This is a genomic window from Achromobacter dolens, assembly GCF_902859745.1.
GTDB lineage: Bacteria > Pseudomonadota > Gammaproteobacteria > Burkholderiales > Burkholderiaceae_B > Achromobacter > Achromobacter dolens.
Map to the genome: position 1 here is coordinate 22535 of NZ_CADIJW010000030.1, position 21478 is coordinate 44012.

Consider the following 21478-nt stretch of genomic DNA (forward strand, 5'->3'; position numbering starts at 1 on the left):
CATGGGCGTGCATTCCTTCTACCGGCCGCGCCGCATCCATACCCTGCTGGTCGCCAACCGCGGCGAGATCGCGCTGCGGGTCATTCGCGCCGCGCGCGAGCTGGGCATGCGCACAGTGGCGGTCTATAGCGACGCCGACCGCGACGCGCTGGCGGTGCGCCTGGCCGACGCGGCGGTGCACATCGGACCGGCGCACGCCACGCGCAGCTATCTCAACGCCGAGGCCCTGCTGGCGGCGGCGCGCGAGAGCGGCGCCGACGCGATCCACCCGGGCTACGGCTTCCTGGCCGAGAACGCCGACTTCTCGCAGGCCGTGACCGACGCCGGCCTGGTGTTCGTTGGTCCCGATGCGCGCACCATCCGCAGCATGGGCGACAAGGCTGCCGCGCGCGCCTGCGCCAAGGCGGCGGGCGTGCCGACGGTGCCGGGCAGCGAGGGCGTGGTGGGCTCGCTGGACGAGGCCCTGAGCCATGCGGCGCAGATCGGCTATCCCCTGATGATCAAAGCCAGTGCCGGCGGCGGCGGCCGCGGCATCCGCGTGGCCGCCGACGAGGCGCAACTGCGCGAAGCCATTCCCCTGGCCCAGGCCGAGGCGCGCGCCGCGTTTGGCGATGGTGGCGTTTACCTGGAGCGCTACCTGCCGCGCGCCCGTCATATCGAGGTGCAGGTGCTGGGCGACGGCGAGCGCGCGGTGCACCTGTTCGAGCGCGAATGCTCGCTGCAGCGCCGCCGCCAGAAGGTGTTCGAGGAAGCGCCGTCGCCGGCGCTGAGCCCCGCGCTGCGCCAGGCGCTGTGCGAATCGGCGCTGCGCCTGACCGAATCGGTGGGCTATCGTGGCGCCGGCACGCTGGAATACCTGTACGACGAGACCCGCGGCGAGTTCTACTTCATCGAGATGAACACGCGCATCCAGGTCGAGCATCCCATCACCGAGGCCATCACCGGCATCGACCTGGTGCGCGAGATGCTGCGCATCGCCGATGGCGAGCCGCTGCGTTTCAAGCAAGCGGACATCGTCATGCGCGGCGCCGCCATCGAATGCCGCCTGAACGCCGAAGACCCGGCGCGCAACTTCGCGCCGGGCCCCGGCACCGTGTCGCACGTGCGCTGGCCGGCCGGTCCGGGCGTGCGCATTGACTCGATGGTGTATGCCGGCAGCGTGGTGCCGCCCTATTACGATTCGCTGCTGGCCAAGTTGATCGTGTGGGACGAGGACCGCGACGCCGCGCTGGCTCGCATGGCGCGCGCGCTGGACGAAACCGAATTCGAAGGCGTGCCGTCGACGCTGTCCCTGCATCGCGCCCTGGTGGCCGACGCGGGCGTGCTGGCGGGCGACTATCACACCAACTATCTGGAAAGCTGGATGCAGCAGCGGGAGGGGACCCAATGACGGTGCGCTACACCCATGGCGGCGATGAGTTCATCTTCGCCGAGATCAGCGAATCGATGTCGCTGGCCGCGTTCTTCAAGGGCATGGCGATCACGCGCGCGCTGCGCGAACGCGCCGTGCCCGGCGTCACCGAGATCTGCCCGGCCAACGCCTCGTACCAGATCCGCTACGACCCCGAGCAGGTCGCGCCCGAGGCCATGCTGGCCATCCTGCGCGATATCGAGGCCACCATCGACCTGGACAACCTGCGGCTCGACACCCGCGTCATCCAGGTGCCGGTGCTCTACAACGACCCCTGGACCCACGAGACGCTGATGCGCTTTCGCGAGCGCCACCAGGACCCCGACTCGACCGACCTGGAATACGCGGCGCGCATCAACGGCTTTGCCGATACCGATGCATTCATCGCCGCGCATTCCAGCGCGCCGTGGTTCGTGTCGATGGTCGGCTTCGTGGCCGGGCTGCCGTTCATGTTCCAGATGGTCGAACGCGAACGCCAGTTGGAAGTGCCCAAGTACCTGCGGCCGCGCACCGACACGCCCAAGCACACGGTGGGACATGGCGGTTGCTTCGCCTGCATCTATTCCGTGCGCGGCGCGGGCGGCTACCAGATGTTCGGCGTGACGCCGGCGCCGATCTTCGAGCCCGCGCAGCGCCAGGCGCACCTGCGCGACTCGATGGTGTTCTTCCGTCCCGGGGACATCGTCAAGTTCAAGCCGATCAGCCGCGGCGAGTACGACGCCGCGGTGGCGCGGGTCGAGGCCGGCACCTTCCAGCTCGACATCCGTCCCGTGTCGTTCTCGCTGTCCGAATTCATGGCGGCGCCCGAACAGTACAACGCCCGCCTTCTGGAGACGCTCCATGTCGCATGACGAACCGCTCATCGAAGTGATCAAGCCCGGGCTGGCGACGTCGGTCCAGGATCGTGGCCGCCAGGGCTACTACCACCTGGGCATTCCACCCTCGGGCGCGCTGGACCAGTACGCGCTGGCCGCCGCCAACCTGCTGGTGGGCAACCCCGAGGACGCGGCGGTGCTGGAATGCACGCTGATGGGGCCCGAACTGCGCTTCACCCGCGCGGCGGTGATCGCCGTCACCGGCGCCACCATGACGCCCAAGATCGATGGCCAGGCACAGGCCTGCAACACCGCGCTGGCGGTGCCGGCCGGCGCCAGGCTGTCATTCGATTTCGTGCAGGCCGGCGCGCGCGCCTGCCTGGCGATCGCCGGCGGCATCGACGTGCCCGAGGTGCTGGGTAGCCGCTCGACCTACACGCTGGGCGCCATCGGCGGCTTCGAGGGCCGCCGCCTGCAGGCCGGCGACCGCTTGCGCGTGGGCGCGCCGCGCCCCGGGACGCGGGTCGGCCGCGCGCTGCCGGCGGCGCTCGCCAGCGAGTGTCCGAAGGAACAGGTGCTGCGCGTGGTGCCGGGCCTGTACGACCATCGCCTGATGCCGGAATCGGCCGCATCGTTCTACGAAGACGCCTGGAGCGTGACCTCCGAGGCGGACCGCATCGGCTACCGCTACAAGAAGGGCCGCGCGCTGAAGTTCCAGCCGCGCGAACAGCCGTTCGGCGCCGGCGCCGATCCGTCCAACATCGTCGACGCCTGCTATCCCATTGGTTCGATCCAGGTGCCGGCGGGGGTGGAACCCATCATCCTGCATCGCGATGCCGTGTCCGGCGGCGGCTACGCCATGATCGGCACCGTGATCAGCGCGGACCTCGACAAGGTCGGCCAGATGCAGCCCAACCAGCAGGCCCGCTTCGAGCGGGTCACGCTGGAGACGGCCTTGCAGGCCCGCAAGGACTACCGCGCCCGCCTCGAGCGGCTGCGCGCCGCCCTGGGCTGATCTCCGCCCCGCTTTCCCGTTGATTGCCGCTTTCCTTCCGGCCCGTTCCGACGGGCCGGACGGGCGCGCTCGCGCCTGTGCATTTGAGTTTCACACGCTGCACGCCGTACCCGTCCGCATTCCGCGGTTCTTCAGCACGTCAGGAGAGCCTCCATGGCCAACCTTGCTTCCAGCTCCTCGTCCTCCGACCGGGACACTTCCCTAGCCACCGTGGCCGATGCCGACCGCATGGGCCGATTCCCGCTCACCATGGCCTGGTGGGCCGTGTGCAGCGCCATCTTCTACATCGTGGTCGGCGCCACGCTGGCGCTCAACTACGGCGCCCGCAACGCCATCATCGGCATGGTGCTGTCGGTGATTTCCTATGGCCTGATCAACGCCGTGATCTCGCGTTACGCCATCCGCACCGGCCAGTCGGTGGCGCTGTTCTCTCGCAGCGTGTTCGGCACCTCGGGCGCGGCGCTGGCCACCCTGATCTTCTTTGCCACCGCCATCTATTACGCCGTGTTCGAGGGCTCGGTGATGGCGGTCGCCGCGCACCACATGTTCCCGGCCGTGCCCTACTGGGCCTTCGCGCTGCTGGTGGTCGTCTACAGCGTGCTGCTGATCTTCGGCAGCGTGCAGCGCTGGCTCGACAAGTTCAACGGCGTGCTGCTGCCCTTCTACCTGGGCGGCCTGCTGCTGGCAGTGGCGCTGGCCACGCGCGAGTACGGCTACAGCGACGCCTGGCTGGCATTCGGCCCGGCCGGAGGGCCGGTGGCGGGCGGCTGGTGGGACGCCTACGTGTACTACATGGGCGTGTGGATCCTGATGATGTTCACCTTCGACTACGCGCGCTTCGGCCGCCGCGAAGACGCGCGCTACCACGGCCGCTACAACTTCGGCATGCCGTTCTACCTGGTGACCTTCCTGCTAAACGGCGTGGCCGGCATCTACCTGGTCGCCATCATTCCCGGCGATGGCGCCCTGAGCGAAGTGTCGGTGGTGCTGGCGCTGCTCAAGCTGATGGGGCTGGGCGGCCTGTTCTTCGTCTGGGTGACGCAGACCCGCATCAATACCGCCAACTACTACCTGGCCACCATCAACATGCAGGCCTTCTTCGCGCGCTTCGGCCGAGCGCGCCTGTCCAAGGCCGCCTGGGCGGTGATCGTGGGCGCGGTGTCATACGCGCTGATGCTGTTCGACGTGTTCGCCTATCTGCTGCAGGCGCTGGCCTACCAGGGCATCTTCGTGGTGGCGTGGGTCGCCGTGGCGCTGGTGCACATCCTGGCGGTGGACGAAGCCGCGCCGACGCCAGGCGGGGGCAGCGCCTACAACCGCCGCGGCCTCGGCGCCTGGTTCGCGGGCGCGGCCAGCGGCCTGGTGCTGATGCACCTGAACGGCGTTGCGGCGACCTTCGCGGCGCCGGCCAGCTTTGTGGTGGCGGGCGCGGTGTACTGGCTGGGGCAGGCGGCGGTCTCGGGGCCGCGCATGCAGCGCGGCGGCGCCTAGTCGCGCGGCGTCCCTCGCTGGTCGGGGCGCCGGCTCAGGCCAGCGCGGCCAGGAACACGAGCGCGCCCAGCGCCAGCATGAGGAAGGGGCTGATGCGCGTGTAGACCAGCGCCAGCGTGGAGACCGCGGCCACGCCCCAGGCCCAGGCGCCGCCTTCGGCGGCCCGCAGTACCGTGCACGACGAGGCCAGGATCATGCCGGCGGCCACCGGCACCAGGCCCGCCTCGATGGCGCGGACGCAGGTGGCCTGGCGGTAGCGCGCCCAGACCCGCGCCAGCGCGTAGATCAACAGCGAGCAGGGCAGGAAGATCGCGATCGACGCGGCAATCGCGCCCAGCCACCCGCCCACCTGCCAGCCGATCAGCGTCACCAGCAGCGACGCCGGGCCCGGCGTGATGCGGGACAGCGCAAAGTAATCCAGGAACTGCGATTCGCTGATCCAGCCATAGCTGTCCACCGCCTGGCGGTGGATGTCGGGCAGGATGCTCTGGCCGCCTCCGACCGTCAGGAACGACAGCGGCGTGAACACCGAGAACAGGTCGTGCAGCGTGGCCAGGTTCATGGTTGCCGCTCCCGGCGCCGCAGCCGCGCGTAGGCGATGCCGATCGACAGGGGCGCCATCGCGCCCACCACCCACAGCAGCGGCAGGCGCAGCAGGAAGATGGCGGCGAAGGTCGCGCCCATGACGGCGGCCGGCACCCAGCCCTGCAGCGCGCGCCGGGCGGCGCGCAGGCCGGTCTGCAGCGACACCCCGACCGCCGCCGCCGCCACGCCCGCCATGGCCACGTGCAGGCCCTGCGACTGCGCCATGCTGGCGAACAGCGCGGCCGCGCCGATGGCCACCAGCATCGGCGGCACGGTGATGCCCAGGCCGCCCAGCAGCGCGCCGGCGCCGCCGCGCAGGCGAAAGCCGATCCAGATGGCCAGGTTCACCACGTTCACGCCCGGGAACGACTGCGCCAGCGCCAGGCCGCTGAGGAAATCGGCTTCGGACAGCCAGCGCCGCTGCTGCACGAATTCGCGCATCATCCAGCCGCTCAGGCCGCCGCCGAAACTGGTCAGGCCGACCTTGGCGAAGGCCAGGAAAATCTGCGGCAGTGTCGGCGGGGCGGCAACGGCGGGGTCAGCGGAGGACATGGCGGGCGGCGCGATGGGGTCAATGACCGCATCTTACGCAATGCGAAATGTCGGCTGGCTGAAAGAATTTCGCCGCCGGGCACGACGTGCCGGGCGGCGAAAGCGGGGGCCGGGTCGGTGACCGGCGCGGCAGCGCGGCGCGCTCAGCGCGGCAAGTCGCTCGACCCCATCAGGTAGGCGTCCACCGAGCGCGCGCACTGGCGGCCTTCGCGGATGGCCCAGACCACCAGCGACTGGCCGCGACGCATGTCGCCGGCGGTGAAGACCTTTTCCACGTTGGTGCGGTAGTCGTCGGTGTTGGCGCGCACGTTGCCGCGCGCGTCGCGGTCGACGCCGAAGGCATCCAGCACGGCCTGCACGGGCGACACGAAGCCCATGGCAAGCAGCACCAGGTCGGCCTTGATCTCGAATTCCGAGCCTTCGACCTCGCGCATCTTCATCTGGCCGGTCGATTCATCCTTGAACCACTCGACGCGGGCGCCGACCAGCTTCTCGACCTTGCCGTTGCTGCCCTTGAGCAGCTTGGTGGTCACCGACCAGTCGCGTTCGCAGCCTTCCTCGTGCGAGGACGAGGTGCGCATCTTCAGCGGCCAGTAGGGCCAGGTCATGGCCTTGTTCTCGGACTCGGGCGGCTGCGGCAGCAGTTCGAACTGGGTGACCGAGGCGGCGCCATGGCGGTTGCTGGTGCCGACGCAGTCGGAACCGGTGTCGCCGCCGCCGATCACCACCACGTGCTTGCCCTTGGCCAGCGTCTGGTTGGTGAGGCGGTCGCCCGCCACGGCCTTGTTCTGCTGGCGCAGGAAGTCCATGGCGAAATAGACGCCCGACAGCTCGCGGCCCGGCACCGGCAGGTCGCGCGGGGTTTCCGAACCGCCGCTCATCACCACGGCGTCGAATTCGGCCAGCAGCGAGTCCGGGGTGCGCACGGTCAGGCCGTCGGCCACCGGGTCGGTCGGCTTGCCGACGTAGGTCGAGGGCGCGAATTCCACGCCTTCGGCTTCCATCTGCGAGATGCGGCGGTCGATCTGGTGCTTTTCCAGCTTGAAGTCGGGGATGCCGTAGCGCAGCAGGCCGCCGATGCGGTCGCTCTTCTCGAACAGCGTCACCGAGTGGCCGGCGCGCGCCAGTTGCTGCGCGCAGGCCAGGCCGGCGGGGCCGGAGCCCACCACGGCGACCTTCTTGCCGGTCTTGCGCGCCGGCACTTGCGGCGTCACCCAGCCCTCGGCCCAGCCCTTGTCGATGATGGCGTGCTCGATGGACTTGATGCCCACGGCGTCGCTGTTGATGTTCAAGGTACAGGCAGCCTCGCACGGCGCCGGGCAGATGCGGCCGGTGAATTCCGGGAAGTTGTTGGTGGAGTGCAGCACGTCCAGCGCGCGGCGCCAGTCCTGCTTGTACACCAGGTCATTCCAGTCGGGGATGATGTTGTTGACCGGGCAGCCGTTGTTGCAGAACGGGATGCCGCAGTCCATGCAGCGCGCCGCCTGCTGCTTGGCCTGGTCGTCGGTCAGGTGCAGCACGAATTCGCGCCAGTTCTTCAGCCGCTTCTGCGGGGCCTCGGAGGCCTCCTGCAGGCGCTGGTATTCCATAAAGCCGGTAATCTTTCCCATGGTATCCCTCACGCAGCCAGTTGTTGCGGGTTGGCTGCACGCCACATTTCACCCAATGCGCGGCGGTAGTCCGTCGGCATGACCTTTACGAATTTGCCGCGCGAGGCTTCCCAGTCGCCCAGGATTTCGCGGGCGCGGAAGCTGCCGGTGTAGCGGAAGTGGTCTTCCACCAGGCGGCGCAGGATGGCTTCATCCGTCTCGCGCTCGCCGCCGCGCTGCGCGCTGTGCCAGACGTCGATGTTGTTCTGGGCCTGCTGTTCCGCGTGCGGCAGCACGGCTTCCAGTTCGACCATCGACAGGTTGGCGCGCTGCTTGAGCGTGCGTTCCGGATCCCACACGTACGCCACGCCGCCCGACATGCCGGCGGCGAAGTTGCGGCCGGTGGCGCCCAGCACTACCACGGTGCCGCCCGTCATGTATTCGCAGCCGTGGTCGCCGGTGCCTTCCACGACCGTGGCGGCGCCCGAGTTGCGCACCGCGAAGCGTTCGCCGGCCACGCCGTTGAAGAAGGCCTCGCCCGCCAGCGCGCCGTACAGGACGGTGTTGCCGGCAATGATGTGGTCGGGGCCGAAGCCGCGGAAGTCATTGGGCGAGCGCACGATGATGCGGCCGCCCGACAGGCCCTTGCCGACGTAGTCGTTGCCTTCGCCCACCAGGTCCATGGTGATGCCATGGGCCAGGAACGCGCCGAAACTCTGGCCGGCGGTGCCGTTGCACTGGATGTGGATGGTGTCGTCCGGCAGGCCGTCGTGGCCGTAGCGCGCGGCCACGGCGCCCGACAGCATGGCGCCGATGGTGCGGTTGCGGTTGCGCACCGGCACGATGAACGAGACCTTCTCACCGCGCTCCAGCGCCGGCTTGCTGCGCTCGATCAACTGGTGGTCCAGCGCGCCGGCCAGGCCATGATCCTGTTCTTCGGTCTGGCGCACTTCGGCATCGGACTGCGTCTGGTGGAACACGCGGGTGAAGTCCAGGCCCTGCGCCTTCCAGTGCTCGACGCCCGAGCGCATGTCCAGCAGGTCGGCGCGGCCGATCAGGTCGTCGAACTTGCGGATGCCCAACTGGGCCATGATCTCGCGCACTTCCTCGGCGATGAAGAAGAAGAAGTTGACGACGTGCTCGGGCTTGCCCTGGAACTTCTTGCGCAGCACCGGATCCTGCGTGGCCACGCCCACCGGGCAGGTGTTCAGGTGGCACTTGCGCATCATGATGCAGCCTTCGACGACTAGCGGCGCCGTGGCGAAACCGAATTCGTCGGCGCCCAGCAGCGCGCCGATGACGACGTCGCGGCCGGTCTTCATCTGGCCGTCGGCCTGCACGCGGATGCGGCTGCGCAGGCGGTTCAGCACCAGCGTCTGCTGGGTTTCGGCCAGGCCCAGTTCCCAGGGCGTGCCGACGTGCTTGATGGACGAGACCGGCGAGGCGCCCGTGCCGCCGTCATGGCCGGCGATCACGACGTGGTCGGCCTTGGCCTTGGCCACGCCCGCGGCCACCGTGCCGACGCCGACTTCCGACACCAGCTTGACCGAGATCGAGGCCTTGGCGTTGACGTTCTTCAGGTCGTGGATCAGTTGCGCCAGGTCTTCGATCGAGTAGATGTCGTGGTGCGGCGGCGGCGAGATCAGGCCCACGCCCGGCACCGAGTAGCGCAGCTTGGCGATGTACTCCGAGACCTTGTGGCCCGGCAACTGGCCGCCTTCGCCGGGCTTGGCGCCCTGCGCCATCTTGATCTGGATCTGGTCGGCCGACGACAGGTACTCGGCGGTGACGCCGAAGCGGCCGGAGGCCACCTGCTTGATCTTCGAGCGCAGCGAGTCGCCCTTCTTGAGCGCGACGTCGGCTTCGATGCGTTCGGAGCCGAGCACCGAGGCCAGCGTGTCGCCGTCCTTGATGGTGCTGCGGCCTTCGCGCATTTCGGCGCGGTAGCGCAGTTCGTCTTCGCCGCCTTCGCCGGTGTTGGACTTGCCGCCGATGCGGTTCATGGCCACGGCCAGCACCGAGTGGGCCTCGGTCGAGATCGAGCCCAGCGACATGGCGCCGGTGGCGAAGCGCTTGACGATGTCCTTGGCCGGCTCGACGTCATCGAGCGGGATGGCGCGCGACGGATCGAAGCGGAACTCGAACAGGCCGCGCAGCGTCATGTGGCGGCGGCTCTGGTCGTTGATGATCTGCGCGTACTCCTTGTACGTGCGGTAGTTGTTGGCGCGCGAGGCGTGCTGCAGCTTGGCGATGGAATCCGGCGTCCACATGTGCTCTTCGCCGCGCACGCGGTAGGCGTACTCGCCGCCCGCTTCGAGGTCGTTCGCCAGGACCGGGTCGCTGCCGAAGGCGGCGCGGTGCTGGCGCAGCGCTTCCTCGGCCACCTGGAAGATGCCGATGCCTTCGATGTTGGAGGCGGTGCCGGTGAAGTACTTGTTCACCAGGCTGCTCTGCAGGCCGACCGCTTCGAAGATCTGGGCGCCGGTGTAGGACATGTAGGTGGAGATGCCCATCTTGGACATCACCTTGTTCAGACCCTTGCCGATTGCCTTGATGAAGTTCTTGACGGCCTTTTCCGGGTCGCTCATCTTGCCCAGCGATTCCAGCGCCAGGTAGGGGTGGATGGCTTCGGCGCCATAGCCGCCCAGCAGCGCGAAGTGGTGCACTTCGCGGGCCGAGCCGGTTTCCACCACCAGGCCGGTGTTGGTGCGCAGGCCGGCTCGGATCAGGTGCTGGTGCACCGCCGAGGTGGCCAGCAGGGCGGGGATGGCCACGCGCTCGCTGTCGACCAGGCGGTCCGATACGATCAGGATGTTGTAGCCGCTTTGCACCGCGTCCACGGCGCGCGCGCACAGCGCGGCCACGCGGGCTTCGATGCCCTCGGGGCCCCAGGCGGCCGGGTAGGTGATGTCCAGCTCGAAGCTGCGGAATTTCTTGCCCGTCACCTGCTCGATGTCGCGGATCTGCGCCATGGCGGCGAAGTCCAGCACCGGCTGCGACACTTCCAGGCGCAGCGGCGGGTTGACGTTGTTGATGTCCAGCAGGTTGGGCTTGGGGCCGATGAACGACACCAGCGACATCACCATCTGCTCGCGGATCGGGTCGATCGGCGGGTTGGTGACCTGGGCGAACAACTGGCGGAAATAGTTGTAGAACGGCTTGGCGCGGTCGGACAGCACGGCCAGCGGGGCGTCGTTGCCCATCGAGCCGATCACTTCCTCGCCGGTCGAGGCCATGGGTTCGAGGATGAACTTGTAGTCTTCCTGGGTCCAGCCGAAGGCCTGCTGGCGATCCAGCAGCGACACCGACGATTGCGTGGCGACGGCGGCCTGGCGCGGGGCCGGCAGCGATTCCAGCTTGATCTGCAGGCGTTCGATCCACTGGCGGTACGGACGGCTGTTGGCCAGTTGCAGCTTGATCTCGGCGTCGTCGATGATGCGGCCCTGTTCCAGGTCGATCAGGAACATCTTGCCCGGCTGCAGGCGCCACTTCTTGACGATGCGGTTCTCGGGGATCGACAGGGTGCCGGCTTCCGAGGCCAGGATGACCATGTCGTCGTCGGTCACCAGGTAGCGCGCCGGGCGCAGGCCGTTGCGGTCGAGCGTGGCGCCGATCTGGCGGCCGTCGGTGAACGCGACCGCGGCGGGGCCGTCCCACGGCTCCATCATGGCGGCGTGGTATTCGTAGAAGGCGCGCCGGCTTTCGTCCATCTGCGTGTGCTGTTCCCAGGCTTCCGGGATCATCATCATCATGGCGTGGGCCAGCGAGTAGCCCGAGTTCACCAGCAGTTCCAGGCAGTTGTCGAACGTGGCGGTGTCCGACTGGCCTTCATAGACGATGGGGTACAGCTTCTTCAGGTCGTCGCCCAGCACGGCCGACTGCATCATGCCTTCGCGGGCGCGCAGCCAGTTGAAGTTGCCCTTGACCGTGTTGATTTCGCCGTTGTGGGCGATCATGCGGTACGGGTGGGCCAGCGGCCAGGCCGGGAAGGTGTTGGTCGAGAAGCGTTGGTGCACCAGCGCCAGCGCCGACACGGTGCGCGGATCGGCCAGGTCGCGGTAGTAGCGGCCGACCTGGTCGGCCAGCAGCAGGCCCTTGTAGACCACGGTGCGCACCGAGGCCGAGGGCACGAAGTATTCCTTGCCGTGCGCCAGGTGCATGTTCTGAATGGCGTGGCTGGCGGTCTTGCGGATCACGTACAGCTTGCGTTCGAGCGCGTCGGGCACCATCACATCGGCGCCGCGGCCGATGAACAACTGGCGGATCACGGGTTCGCAGTCGCGCACGGTGGGCGACATCGGCATGTCGACGTCCACGGGCACGTTGCGCCAGCCCAGCACGACCTGGCCCTCGGCGCGCACCGAGCGCTCCAGTTCCTGTTCGCAGGCCAGGCGCGAGGCGGTTTCCTTGGGCAGGAACACCATGGCCACGCCGTATTCGCCGGGCGGCGGCAGGGTGATGCCGTGCTGGGCGAACTCGTCGCGATAAAGCGTGTCCGGGATCTGGATCAGGATGCCGGCGCCGTCGCCCATCAGCTTGTCCGCGCCCACCGCGCCGCGGTGATCGAGGTTTTCCAGGATCTTCAGGCCCTGCTGGATGATGGCGTGGCTTTTCTTGCCCTTGATGTGCGCCACGAAGCCCACGCCACAGGCGTCATGCTCGTTATTGGGGTTGTACAGGCCCTGGGCCGGCGGCAGGCCGATGCGGCTGGCATCGATCGGGGTCGCCTTGGGGGTGGGACAGGATTCGTTCGGGGTGATTTGGGGCATGGCGCGCTCCGCAGTAAGACTGCGTTCTAATGTTGCAGTGCAGGAACGGACAATACCCCCGTAGGCAGTAGGGTGCAATAGAAACATAAGGGGTGCGACCCTAATTTATTCATTGCACCGTCATAGAGCATTAATATGGGGACATAACAAGGCCCGCACCAATCAAGGCTTGCGGCGACGGTGCGCCGACCCGCACGGGCCTCAAGGGGGTGAATCCCTCGATTTCGCCATATTTTGTCCCCAATTATTGTGATGCTTTTTGGCGAATTCGGAGGCCGGTCGGCGCCTCTCGGCTGGCGTGCGAACGCACGCGATCCTGCCGCCTCGGAGATTGCGGCGGTATGAAAAAAGCGCCCGAAGGCGCCTGGTCAGGAGGATGATCCGCTTCCGGAGGTTCCGTTGGATGGCGGTGACGCCGGCGTCGCGGCCCCCCCGGCATCGCTGCCGGACTCGGCGGCGGCCGGCGCGGCCGGCTTTTTGCGCGGCCGTCCGCGTTGGCCCGGGGCCACGCGGCGGCTGGCGGTATGGGCCAGGCTGGCGATGAAGCTCGGGCCGCCCAGCGCCCACTGGCCAGAAACAGCCTGTTCGATGCGCTGGCTTTCCTCGCGCGACAGGCCGTCCTGCAGGCGCTTGCGGTAGTTGGCCTGGCGGTCGAAGGGCGTGTTGCCGCAGGCCCAGTAGTCGGCATGGTCGGACTGCCACTGCGCCGGCGCGGCCGTGGTATTGCCGGTATGGCTGGAGGCCGAGGACCAAGGCCAGGAATCGGGATCCTGCGACGCGCCGCTGCGCACCGGATAGGTTTCCAGCCAGACCAGCGCGGGCAGAACCCAGGCGCCGGGCTCGAGCAGGGCGGATCGATAGCGGCCCGCGAACACCCGACCGCCGCGCAGGCGCGCCGCCAGGTTGCGGCCCAGCGTCTGCATCAGGCGCGGCAGGCCTTCCTCGTCGGCGGGGGTGGCCAGCAGCAGGATGCGGTCGTTGGCGAGCAGCCAGCCATGCACCGACACGCGGTGGCGCTGGGCCGATTCGCCCAGCCACGTGGCAAGCTGATTGAGGATATCGGCCGGGGCGGGCTGCGATGCCGCCGCCAGCGGCTGAATGAAATTGGCCTGCACCAGTTGGGGCAGCCCAGGGGCGTACAGACGGGGCAGACGGGCCATAGTGTCAGGGCTTGCGCTTCCAGAAGAACGGGTTGTCTTCTCTCACGTATATAAATAGTGCCACGGTGAACGCTGGTCAAGCCCCGCGATCACAATATGGGCGCGGAATCGCTACTTTTTGTGGAAAGGACTCCGATTCGGGCAGGTTAACATTCGGCGACGGATCCTCGTACCGTGGATATACCCTAATTCCGACCGAATTTTCTTCAGCCTCAGACCCGGAGACCTCCCATGCCCGCCTCCCTGGAACTCATTTCCCAGCATCGTTGTTTCGGGGGTTCGCAGCGCTATTACCGCCATGAGTCGGCCGAGATCGGCCTGCCGATGCGGTTTTCGGTGTTCGTCCCGCCGCAGGCCGAGCACGGCCCGGTGCCGGTGCTGTTCTACCTGGCCGGCCTGACCTGCACCGAGGAAACCTTCATGATCAAGGCGGGCGCCCAGCGCCTGGCCGCCGAACTGGGCGTGATGCTGGTGGCGCCCGACACCAGTCCGCGCGGCGCCAACGTGCCGGGCGAAGACGAGAGCTGGGACCTGGGCACCGGCGCTGGGTTCTACCTGGACGCGACCACCACGGCCTGGCGCGCCCACTACCGCATGGATAGCTACGTGACCCGCGAGCTGCATGGCATCGTCACCACCGCCCTGCCCGGCGACGCCGCGCGCGTCGGCATCTTCGGCCATTCGATGGGCGGTCACGGCGCGCTGGTGCTGGCGCTGCGTCACCCGGGCAAGTTCCGGTCGGTCTCGGCGTTCGCCCCGATCGCCGCGCCCAGCCAGTGCCCGTGGGGCCAGAAGGCGTTCGGCGCCTACCTGGGCGAGAACCGTGACGACTGGGCCGCCTACGACGCCTCGGCCCTGATGCGCGGCTTGCGCCAGCCATTCCCCGGCGGCATCCTGGTCGACCAGGGCACCGCCGACCAGTTCCTGGCCGAGCAGTTGTATCCCGAGGTATTCGAGGCCGCCTGCGCCAGCGCCGGCCAGCCCCTGGTGCTGCGCCGCCAGGACGGCTACGACCATGGCTATTACTTCATCTCGACCTTCATCGAGGATCACATCCGGTTTCACGTCGAGCGGCTTGGAAAGCCGGTCGCCTGACCCCTCGCTTCTATACTGGGCGGCCTGCCGTGGCAGGCCCGCGGCGGCTCCCGCCCGGCCCCTGGCCGCGGCGCCCTTTGCATAGGATCGGCTGATTTGATCAACGGAATCGCTCCCTTCGTCTGGATTCTGCTGGCCGCGGTGGTCGTCTTCCTGCCGGGCCTGGCGATGCTGCTGGGCAAGGGCGGCCCGCGCGACGAGCGCGGCCGGCGCACCTTCCAGTTCCGCCCCGTGCGGCGCGTGTTCGGCCTGTTGCTGCTGTTGCTGGGCGGCGTGTCGGGGCTGCTGGCGCTGTCGCTGGTCCAGTTCTTCAAGCTGACCACCGACGAACCGGTGGCCCGGATCGAGGTCCGCCAGCAGGCGGAAGGCCAGTTCCAGGTCAGCGCCGCCGCGCCGGGCGTGGGCGCCAAGCAATATGTGCTGTATGGCGACCAATGGCAGATCGACGCCCGCGTGGTGCGCTGGCGCCTGCCGGCCCTGATGGCGGGCGTGTCGCCGCTGTATCGCCTGGAGCGCCTGTCCGGCCGCTACAGCGACGCCGCGCGCGAGGCCTCGGCGACGCGTTCGGTGCATGCGCTGGACGACTGGCCGGCGCCGGACCTGGGGTCGCTCAAACAGAGCTTCCCGAACTGGTTTCCCTTCGTCGATGTCCAATTTGGCAGCGCGGCCTACATGCCGCTGTTCGATGGCGCGAAATACCAGGTCTATATGGATCCCCGCGGCGCGTTGTTCGTACGCCCGGATGGCGAGGCCACCGCGGCGGGACTGAAGCGGCTGGGGTGGTAGCCAACGCGTCCGGAGCCGTGCGATGGCCTGCCCGGCAAGGCGGATGGCCCTGCGGGCAGGTCGGAATTTAAAATGGGGTCGCATCGCGTGGAGGAAACTTTGACGCGTCGCAATAGTCGAATTAGCACTCCCTTTACTAGAGTGCTAACATCGAATCCATGTCTTTACCCCTTCGCTTTCCGGAGACCGCCGCAATGAAGCAACCCAGTACCTCGTTGGCCACGTCCGGCAACGCTCTGGCGTTGGCCATCGCCAATCCGGGCGCGCTCGGCACGATCGATGCCTACATCTCGGCCGTGAACCGCCTGCCGGTCCTGTCGGCCGAACGCGAAACCGAACTCGGCCGCCGCCTGCGCGACAGCGAAGACCTGGGCGCCGCGCGCGAGCTGGTGTTGTCGCACCTGCGCCTGGTGGTGTCGGTCGCGCGCCAGTACCTGGGCTATGGATTGCCCCACGCCGACCTGATCCAGGAAGGCAATGTCGGCCTGATGAAGGCCGTCAAGCGGTTCGACCCCGAGCGCGGCGTGCGCCTGGTGTCGTTCGCCGTGCACTGGATCAAGGCCGAAATCCACGAATACATCATCCGCAACTGGCGGCTGGTCAAGGTGGCGACCACCAAGGCGCAGCGCAAGCTGTTCTTCAACCTGCGCAGCATGCGGCCGGACGGCCAGACGCTGGATCCGGAACAGGTCGATCACATCGCGCGCGAACTCAACGTGCGCCGCGAGGATGTCAGCGAAATGGAAGTGCGCCTGTCCGGCCGCGACATGTCGCTCGAGAACCAGGACGACGATGACGACAGCTACGCGCCCATCGCCTACCTGTCCGACGAAGGCCGCCAGGAGCCGACCCGCGTGCTGGAACGCGCCGCCCGCGACCAGTTGCAGAGCTCGGGCCTGTCGAGCGCGCTGGAAGCACTCGACCCGCGTTCGCGCCGCATCGTCGAGGCCCGCTGGCTGCAGGACGACGGCGGCGCCACGCTGCACGAGCTGGCGCAGGAATTCGGCGTGTCGGCCGAACGCATCCGCCAGATCGAGGCCGCCGCGTTGAAGAAGATGCGCGGCAACCTGGCCGCCTGATTTCCCGCCGCATCCATGCCCAGGGCCGCGATTCGCGGCCCTTTCCATTTGCCCCGCCGACCGCCCAGACCCAGGGAAGGGGCCGTGGCGGCCATTGTCGCGTCGCACCAATAAATTGATACAAATTCGCCGCGAAATAACCGCCGATTTCAGAAACTTAATGCAGTGCGCCCCGCCTAACTTCACGTAGACCGCAAACTTTGGTTGGCAGTCTTGTCATCCGTCTCGGCTTCTCCTCTTTCCCCTCCCCTATGAGACGGATGCTTGCGGGGCACCACGCATATGGTGCCCCGTTTTTTATTGCGCGCGCCAAACGCGTCGGGCCGTTCAGGCCGCCTGCGCGCTGGCCGGACCGGGCTGCGTTGCATGCCACAGGGCGTCCTGCACGCGCCGCACGCCGGTGGCCATCGAGCCATCCTGGTAGAGCTTGATCCAGCGATACCCGGGGGCGAGGTTGTCGACCACATGCTTGCCGTCGCGGATGCTGAACTGGAAGCAGGTGGAGGGCGTGGCCAGCATGCGCAGGTTGTGGCGGCGGCGGTCGAACTCATGGTGCACGTGGCCCCACAGCAGCACACGCACCTGCGGCCAGCGCGCCAACAGCTTGAACAGCGCCTGCGGGTTGTCGATCATCATCGAATCATGCCAGTGGCTGTCGATCTGCATCGGGTTGTGGTGCATGGCCAGCAGCGTGTGTCGTCCGGGCGCCTCGGCCAGCGCCGCTTCCAGCAGATCGAGCTGGCTGTCGGGCAGGTGGCCGGCGTTCGAGCCGGGCACGGTGGTGTCCAGCGAAACCACGCGCCAGGCGCCCACGTCCGTCACGGGCACCGACCATTCGGGCAGTTCATGGCGCATCGCCACAGGCAGGTCGTGGTTGCCCGGCAGGCAACGGATCCGGGCGCCCTCCAGCGCCGGCGCGGCGCCCAGGATGGCGGCCAGGCGCTGGTAGGCGGCGGGCTCGCCGTCCTGGGACAGGTCGCCCGTGGCCAGCAGCAGGTCGGGGTGCTTGCCGTCGGCCTCGATCTGGCGCAGCACGGCGCGCAGGCTGGCATCGGTGTTGACGCCGAGCATCGCGGTGCCCGGTTCGCCGAACAGGTGGCAATCGGTCAACTGGACGAGCATGGCTGGGGCGTCGGTGCGCCGGGCCAGGGTATGGACGCGTGCCAAGTGCGGCTCCTGCGAAGTTTCTGCACGGGCTCCTACCTTACCTAAAAAACATGTCCTGGCGCGTATCGCCCCACCCGATCGGGGTAACGAAACGTGCGCCGGAAATAGCCGTTCGCCGGAATCGACTGGAAAACCCGCTATTCTTGTGGAACTTCTCACAAGCTTCATGATCGGGACGCGGCGTTATCCATGGATGTAGGTTTTCTCGTATTCGGCCTGGCCGGGCTGTTGACCCTGGTGTGCTTCATGCCGCCGCTGGCTGGCCGCCTCAAGCTGCCCTACTCGGTGCTGCTGGCAATCGTCGGCTGCCTGCTGGGCATCATCGTGCACGTCCATGGCTGGGCGCCGAGCTGGATCGGCGACTTCCTGGATTCGCTGGAGCGGTTCGAGATTTCCTCCGAGACCTTCCTGATGGTGTTCCTGCCGGTGCTGCTGTTCGAAACCGCGCTGTCCATGAACGTACGGCGGCTGATGGACGACATCGGCCCGATCCTGATGATGGCGATCGTCGCCGTGGTGGTGTGCACGGTGGTGGTGGGCGTGACGCTGGACGCGATCTCGCCCTATGGCCTGGTGGTCTGCCTGCTGCTGGGGGCCATCGTGGCGACCACCGACCCGGTGGCGGTGGTGGGCATCTTCCGCGAAGTGGGCGCGCCCAAGCGCCTGACCACGCTGGTCGAAGGCGAAAGCCTGTTCAACGACGCCGCGTCGATCGCCCTGTACTCGGTGCTGCTGGCCGTGCTGGGCGGCCATGGCGAGTTGACCGCCAGCGGCATCTTCAATGACTTCATTGTGCACTTCATCGGCGGCGGCATCGCCGGTTTCGCCATGGGGCGGCTGGCCTGTTTCCTGTTCGCCTGGCTGCGCGGCTTTCCCACGGCCGAGATCACGCTGACGCTGACGCTGGCCTACCTGTCCTTCTTCATTTCCGAGCACTACCTGAACGTGTCGGGCGTGGTCGCCACGGTGATCGCCGGCCTGGTGGTGGGGTCGACCGGCCGCACCCGCATGTCGCCGACCACCTTCGAATACCTGTCGAGCGCCTGGGAACAATTCGGCTTCTGGGCCAACTCCCTCATCTTCCTGTTCGCGGCCATGCTGATTCCCAAGCTGATGGCGGCCGCCGACTGGCAGGAACTGGTGCTGGTGGCGGTGGTGTTCGTGGCGACGCTGGTGGCGCGGGCCATCGTGGTGTTCGGGCTGCTGCCGTTGCTGGGGCTGACCAAGCTGGGCACCAAGGTCAGCAATCCCTACAAGGTGGTGATGCTGTGGGGCGGCCTGCGCGGCGCGGTGTCGCTGGCCCTGGCCCTGGCCGTGACCGAGCAGACCGGCGTGCCCGAGGAGGCGCGCCAGTTCATCGCCGTGGCCACCACCGGTTTCGTGCTGTTGACGCTGTTCGTCAACGGCATCAGCCTGCGGCCGCTGATCCGCATGCTGGGGCTGAACCAGTTGTCGCCGGTCGAGCGCACCATCCGCAACCAGGCGCTGGCGGTGGCGCTGGAGGACCTGCAGGGCAAGACCGAAGAAGTGGCCAAGACCGAGCACATCGGCAGCGAGGTGCGCGACCGTATCCGCGCGGTGTTCGACGCCAGCCTGACCAGCGTGCACGATGGCCAGGTCAGCCAGATGAGCGACGAGCAGCGGGTGGCCGTCGGGCTGGCGATCGTGGCGCAGCGCGAGGAGGAAATGTTCTTCGACATCCTCAAGGCGCAGATCGTCGACTGGCGCATGGCGGAAACGCTGCTGGCGCGGGCCGAACGGCTGGAGGACGCGATCCGCATGGGCGGGGTGCCGGGCTTCGAGCGCGCCATCATTGCCGACGTGCGCTATTCCACCGGCTTCCGGCTGGCCTTGCGGCTGCACTACCTGTTCGGTTTCCAGGGCTGGCTGGCGCGCGAACTGGGCCAGCGTTTCGCCAACCTGATGAGCAAGCGATCGGTGGCCCAGCGCCTGATCGTGTTCGCGCGCGAGCAGATCACGCCGCTGCTGGGCGAAACCGCCACGCAGCGCATCGTGTCGCTGCACCAGCGCCGCCTGGACCTGATCGAAAACGCGATGCAGGCGCTGAACCTGCAATATCCGTCGTACGCGCAGTGGCTGCAGGAGAGCTACCTCGGCCGGGTGGCGCGCGAGCTGGAACGGATCCGCTATCGCGACATGCTGGAGCAGTTCCTGATCAGCGGCGAGGTCTACGCCGACCTGATGGCGCAGTTGAAGAGCCGCTGGGCGCACATCGACACGCATCCGCCGCTGGACATCGAAATGAGCGCGGCCGACCTGATCAAGCGCGTGCCGCTGTTCGAGGGGCTGTCGGCCGATTCGTTGCGCGCCATCAGCAAGCTGCTCAAGCCGCGCCTGTCGTTGCCCGACCAGCGCGTGCTGACCAAGGGGCGGCATGGCGAAGAGATGTGCTTCGTGGCGTCGGGCGCGGTGGCGGTGCACCTGCCGGACAACACCATGATCGAACTGGGCAGCGGCGAGTTCTTCGGCGAACTCGGCCTGCTGGGCGAACAGCAGATCGCGCCCGAGGTGACCTCGCTGGGCTACAGCAAGCTGCTGATGCTGTCGTCGCGCGATTTCCACGCCCTGCTTGCCCGCGACGAAAACCTGCGCGAACGCATCCAGGTGGTGGCCAAGCAGCGCCTGCGGGCGATCGAGGTCTGGAAGCAGTTCTCGCAGGCCAACGCGACGCCCGCGCCCGCTCCCGCGCCGGCGTCGGCGCCTTCGCCCTCACAGGCGGCGGAAGCGGCCGAGGCCGCGGGGGTGCAGAGCGGCCTCGATACGCGGGCGGTGCAGGCGTTGAGGGCGGCCGAGCCGGGCGCAGCGGTGGCGCTGCCGGCAGTGGGAAGCGGGTCGGAGCCGCAGCAACAACGTCCGCGGCAGGTCGAGACACGGCCTGTCGAGGCGCATCCCGCGCAGCCGCTACAGGTCGAGACGCACGCCGCGCCGTTGCAACAAGTGGAGACGCGCCAGGCCGACGCGCACAAGGCCGATGCGCGCGAGACGGATGCGGCGCCGGGAGGCGCCAGCGCCTGATGCGGGCAGGTGCGCGCCGGCAGGCCGGCGCGGTCGTGCCGCGCGCTGTCTGAGCCCCGCGCCGCTGGGCGCATCGGCCCGCCGCGCGGGAGCGCCGGTTCAGATTTCGCCGGCCGCCCGGCGCTGCATGATGTCTTCGATGATCACCAGCGCCGCTTCGAGCGTGAACTCTCCGTCGGCCACGCGCCGCACCACGGTGTCGACGTCGGCGGCCGCGATTTCCATCACTTCGCCATCGCGGTTGGCGGGCCGCGCGTCCGCCGCCAGCACGCAGGTGCTGGTCAGCACGTCCTCGACCTGGTAGCCCTCGGGCAGGCGGCGGTGGATGCGCAGGATGGTGCGCAGCGGCGAGCGCTGCGCCAGGTCCGGCGCGTCCAGGCCGGCTTCCTCGCCGCATTCGCGCACCAGTGCAACGTCCAGGTCTTCGCCGCGGCCGGCCAGGCCGCCCACCAGGGTGTCCCACATGCCGGGGTCGGTGGATTTGCTGAGCGCGCGCCGGGCGATCCAGATGCGGCCATCGGGCGTCCAGGCGTTCAGGTGGACGGCCTTGGTCAACAGGCCCAGCGGCCGCATCGCCGCGCGTTCGATGACGCCGAGCGCGGTGTCGCCATCCAGCACGTCGAGTAATTCATCGCGCCAACCGCGCAGGCAGTTGGCTTGGCGCAACAGTTGCGCGACCTGTTCGAGCGCCGCGTCGAGGGCCGGGCCGGGCGACAGCCTCGCGCCGATGTGCAAGGCGTCGGCATCGGACTCGATATGGGCGGCGCCCCGCAAGGCATCGCAGGCGGCATGCGTGGCCCAGCCGCAGCGGCGCCCCGCTATATAGAGCGCGTGCGCGCCAACCGGGGCAGGCTCCTGGGCCCGTGCGCTCAGGGCGGCATACAGATCGGACAACTGTTTGGGCATCGTGAGGCGGTGTTAATAAGAC

Annotated in this window: 15 protein-coding genes; 8 read left to right on the forward strand and 7 right to left on the reverse strand. The window is 68.1% G+C overall.

The genetic code is table 11. The features are described 5' to 3' along the window. Position 1: 1 nt before the first annotated feature. The 4 genes from HV783_RS19265 to HV783_RS19280 all read left to right on the forward strand — a co-directional run bounded on the left by HV783_RS19265 (position 2) and on the right by HV783_RS19280 (position 4732). Positions 2-1390, forward strand: a complete 1389-nt coding sequence (locus tag HV783_RS19265; protein ID WP_064524552.1) for an acetyl-CoA carboxylase biotin carboxylase subunit — start codon at positions 2-4, stop codon at positions 1388-1390. After that, positions 1387-2262 (forward strand): 5-oxoprolinase subunit B family protein, encoded by an 876-nt coding sequence (locus HV783_RS19270; protein WP_175189699.1) that lies wholly within the window; start codon positions 1387-1389, stop codon positions 2260-2262. Before HV783_RS19265 ends, HV783_RS19270 begins: the two co-directional genes overlap by 4 nt. Beyond that, complete coding sequence (locus tag HV783_RS19275; protein WP_049070609.1) at positions 2252-3241, forward strand: 5-oxoprolinase subunit C family protein; 990 nt, start codon at positions 2252-2254, stop codon at positions 3239-3241. Before HV783_RS19270 ends, HV783_RS19275 begins: the two co-directional genes overlap by 11 nt. Before the next feature lie 153 nt (positions 3242-3394). After that, complete coding sequence (locus HV783_RS19280) at positions 3395-4732, forward strand: purine-cytosine permease family protein (protein WP_064524555.1); 1338 nt, start codon at positions 3395-3397, stop codon at positions 4730-4732. 34 nt (positions 4733-4766) lie between these two features. Here the strand turns inward: HV783_RS19280 and HV783_RS19285 are convergent, their stop codons facing one another. From HV783_RS19285 to HV783_RS19305, 5 genes are all read right to left on the reverse strand, one after another. Continuing rightward, positions 4767-5294 (reverse strand): chromate transporter, encoded by a 528-nt coding sequence (locus tag HV783_RS19285; protein WP_054503721.1) that lies wholly within the window; start codon positions 5292-5294, stop codon positions 4767-4769. Then, the gene (locus HV783_RS19290; RefSeq protein ID WP_054503720.1) at positions 5291-5869 is read right to left on the reverse strand and encodes a chromate transporter; all 579 of its coding nucleotides are present in this window, start codon (positions 5867-5869) and stop codon (positions 5291-5293) included. Before HV783_RS19290 ends, HV783_RS19285 begins: the two co-directional genes overlap by 4 nt. A 143-nt stretch (positions 5870-6012) precedes the next feature. Then, a complete protein-coding gene (locus tag HV783_RS19295) occupies positions 6013-7479 on the reverse strand; it encodes a glutamate synthase subunit beta (RefSeq protein WP_054503719.1) in 1467 nt (488 codons plus the stop codon). 8 nt (positions 7480-7487) lie between these two features. After that, positions 7488-12227, reverse strand: a complete 4740-nt coding sequence (locus HV783_RS19300; RefSeq protein ID WP_175189700.1) for a glutamate synthase-related protein — start codon at positions 12225-12227, stop codon at positions 7488-7490. Between the two features lie 368 nt (positions 12228-12595). Continuing rightward, entirely contained in the window at positions 12596-13387 is a 792-nt protein-coding gene (locus HV783_RS19305) for a hypothetical protein (RefSeq protein ID WP_175189701.1), read from the reverse strand. Positions 13388-13618: 231 nt separating this feature from the next. Between HV783_RS19305 and fghA the strand changes: the two genes are divergently transcribed. The 3 genes from fghA (at position 13619) to rpoH (ending at position 16347) form a co-directional block, all read left to right on the forward strand. Next, complete coding sequence (gene fghA, locus HV783_RS19310; protein WP_175189702.1) at positions 13619-14482, forward strand: S-formylglutathione hydrolase; 864 nt, start codon at positions 13619-13621, stop codon at positions 14480-14482. Positions 14483-14578: 96 nt separating this feature from the next. After that, positions 14579-15268: a hypothetical protein gene (locus tag HV783_RS19315; RefSeq protein ID WP_054503715.1), complete on the forward strand. Its 690-nt coding sequence runs from the start codon at positions 14579-14581 to the stop codon at positions 15266-15268. 194 nt (positions 15269-15462) lie between these two features. Further along, on the forward strand, positions 15463-16347 hold the full coding sequence (gene rpoH / locus HV783_RS19320; RefSeq protein WP_006388088.1) for an RNA polymerase sigma factor RpoH: 885 nt from the start codon (positions 15463-15465) through the stop codon (positions 16345-16347). Between the two features lie 327 nt (positions 16348-16674). Here rpoH and HV783_RS19325 read toward each other — a convergent pair whose 3' ends face one another. Continuing rightward, positions 16675-17469, reverse strand: coding sequence for a phosphodiesterase (locus tag HV783_RS19325; protein ID WP_496350021.1), 795 nt, complete (start codon positions 17467-17469; stop codon positions 16675-16677). 234 nt (positions 17470-17703) lie between these two features. On the opposite strand from HV783_RS19325, the gene HV783_RS19330 reads away from it, so the two are divergent. Then, positions 17704-20550: a cation:proton antiporter gene (locus tag HV783_RS19330; protein ID WP_064524562.1), complete on the forward strand. Its 2847-nt coding sequence runs from the start codon at positions 17704-17706 to the stop codon at positions 20548-20550. A 99-nt stretch (positions 20551-20649) separates the two neighbouring features. Here the strand turns inward: HV783_RS19330 and HV783_RS19335 are convergent, their stop codons facing one another. Then, complete coding sequence (locus HV783_RS19335; RefSeq protein WP_054503712.1) at positions 20650-21456, reverse strand: NUDIX hydrolase; 807 nt, start codon at positions 21454-21456, stop codon at positions 20650-20652. Between the last annotated feature and the right edge of the window lie 22 nt (positions 21457-21478).

What these genes read in the sequence shown, in the direction of transcription:
- HV783_RS19265 (WP_064524552.1), top strand. Translation starts at nt 2, where the DNA reads ATGGGCGTGCATTCCTTCTACCGGCCGCGCCGCATCCATACCCTGCTG.
- HV783_RS19270 (WP_175189699.1), top strand. Translation starts at nt 1,387, where the DNA reads ATGACGGTGCGCTACACCCATGGCGGCGATGAGTTCATCTTCGCCGAG.
- HV783_RS19275 (WP_049070609.1), top strand. Translation starts at nt 2,252, where the DNA reads ATGTCGCATGACGAACCGCTCATCGAAGTGATCAAGCCCGGGCTGGCG.
- HV783_RS19280 (WP_064524555.1), top strand. Translation starts at nt 3,395, where the DNA reads ATGGCCAACCTTGCTTCCAGCTCCTCGTCCTCCGACCGGGACACTTCC.
- HV783_RS19285 (WP_054503721.1), bottom strand. Translation starts at nt 5,294, where the DNA reads ATGAACCTGGCCACGCTGCACGACCTGTTCTCGGTGTTCACGCCGCTG.
- HV783_RS19290 (WP_054503720.1), bottom strand. Translation starts at nt 5,869, where the DNA reads ATGTCCTCCGCTGACCCCGCCGTTGCCGCCCCGCCGACACTGCCGCAG.
- HV783_RS19295 (WP_054503719.1), bottom strand. Translation starts at nt 7,479, where the DNA reads ATGGGAAAGATTACCGGCTTTATGGAATACCAGCGCCTGCAGGAGGCC.
- HV783_RS19300 (WP_175189700.1), bottom strand. Translation starts at nt 12,227, where the DNA reads ATGCCCCAAATCACCCCGAACGAATCCTGTCCCACCCCCAAGGCGACC.
- HV783_RS19305 (WP_175189701.1), bottom strand. Translation starts at nt 13,387, where the DNA reads ATGGCCCGTCTGCCCCGTCTGTACGCCCCTGGGCTGCCCCAACTGGTG.
- fghA (WP_175189702.1), top strand. Translation starts at nt 13,619, where the DNA reads ATGCCCGCCTCCCTGGAACTCATTTCCCAGCATCGTTGTTTCGGGGGT.
- rpoH (WP_006388088.1), top strand. Translation starts at nt 15,463, where the DNA reads ATGAAGCAACCCAGTACCTCGTTGGCCACGTCCGGCAACGCTCTGGCG.
- HV783_RS19325 (WP_496350021.1), bottom strand. Translation starts at nt 17,469, where the DNA reads ATGCTCGTCCAGTTGACCGATTGCCACCTGTTCGGCGAACCGGGCACC.
- HV783_RS19330 (WP_064524562.1), top strand. Translation starts at nt 17,704, where the DNA reads ATGGATGTAGGTTTTCTCGTATTCGGCCTGGCCGGGCTGTTGACCCTG.
- HV783_RS19335 (WP_054503712.1), bottom strand. Translation starts at nt 21,456, where the DNA reads ATGCCCAAACAGTTGTCCGATCTGTATGCCGCCCTGAGCGCACGGGCC.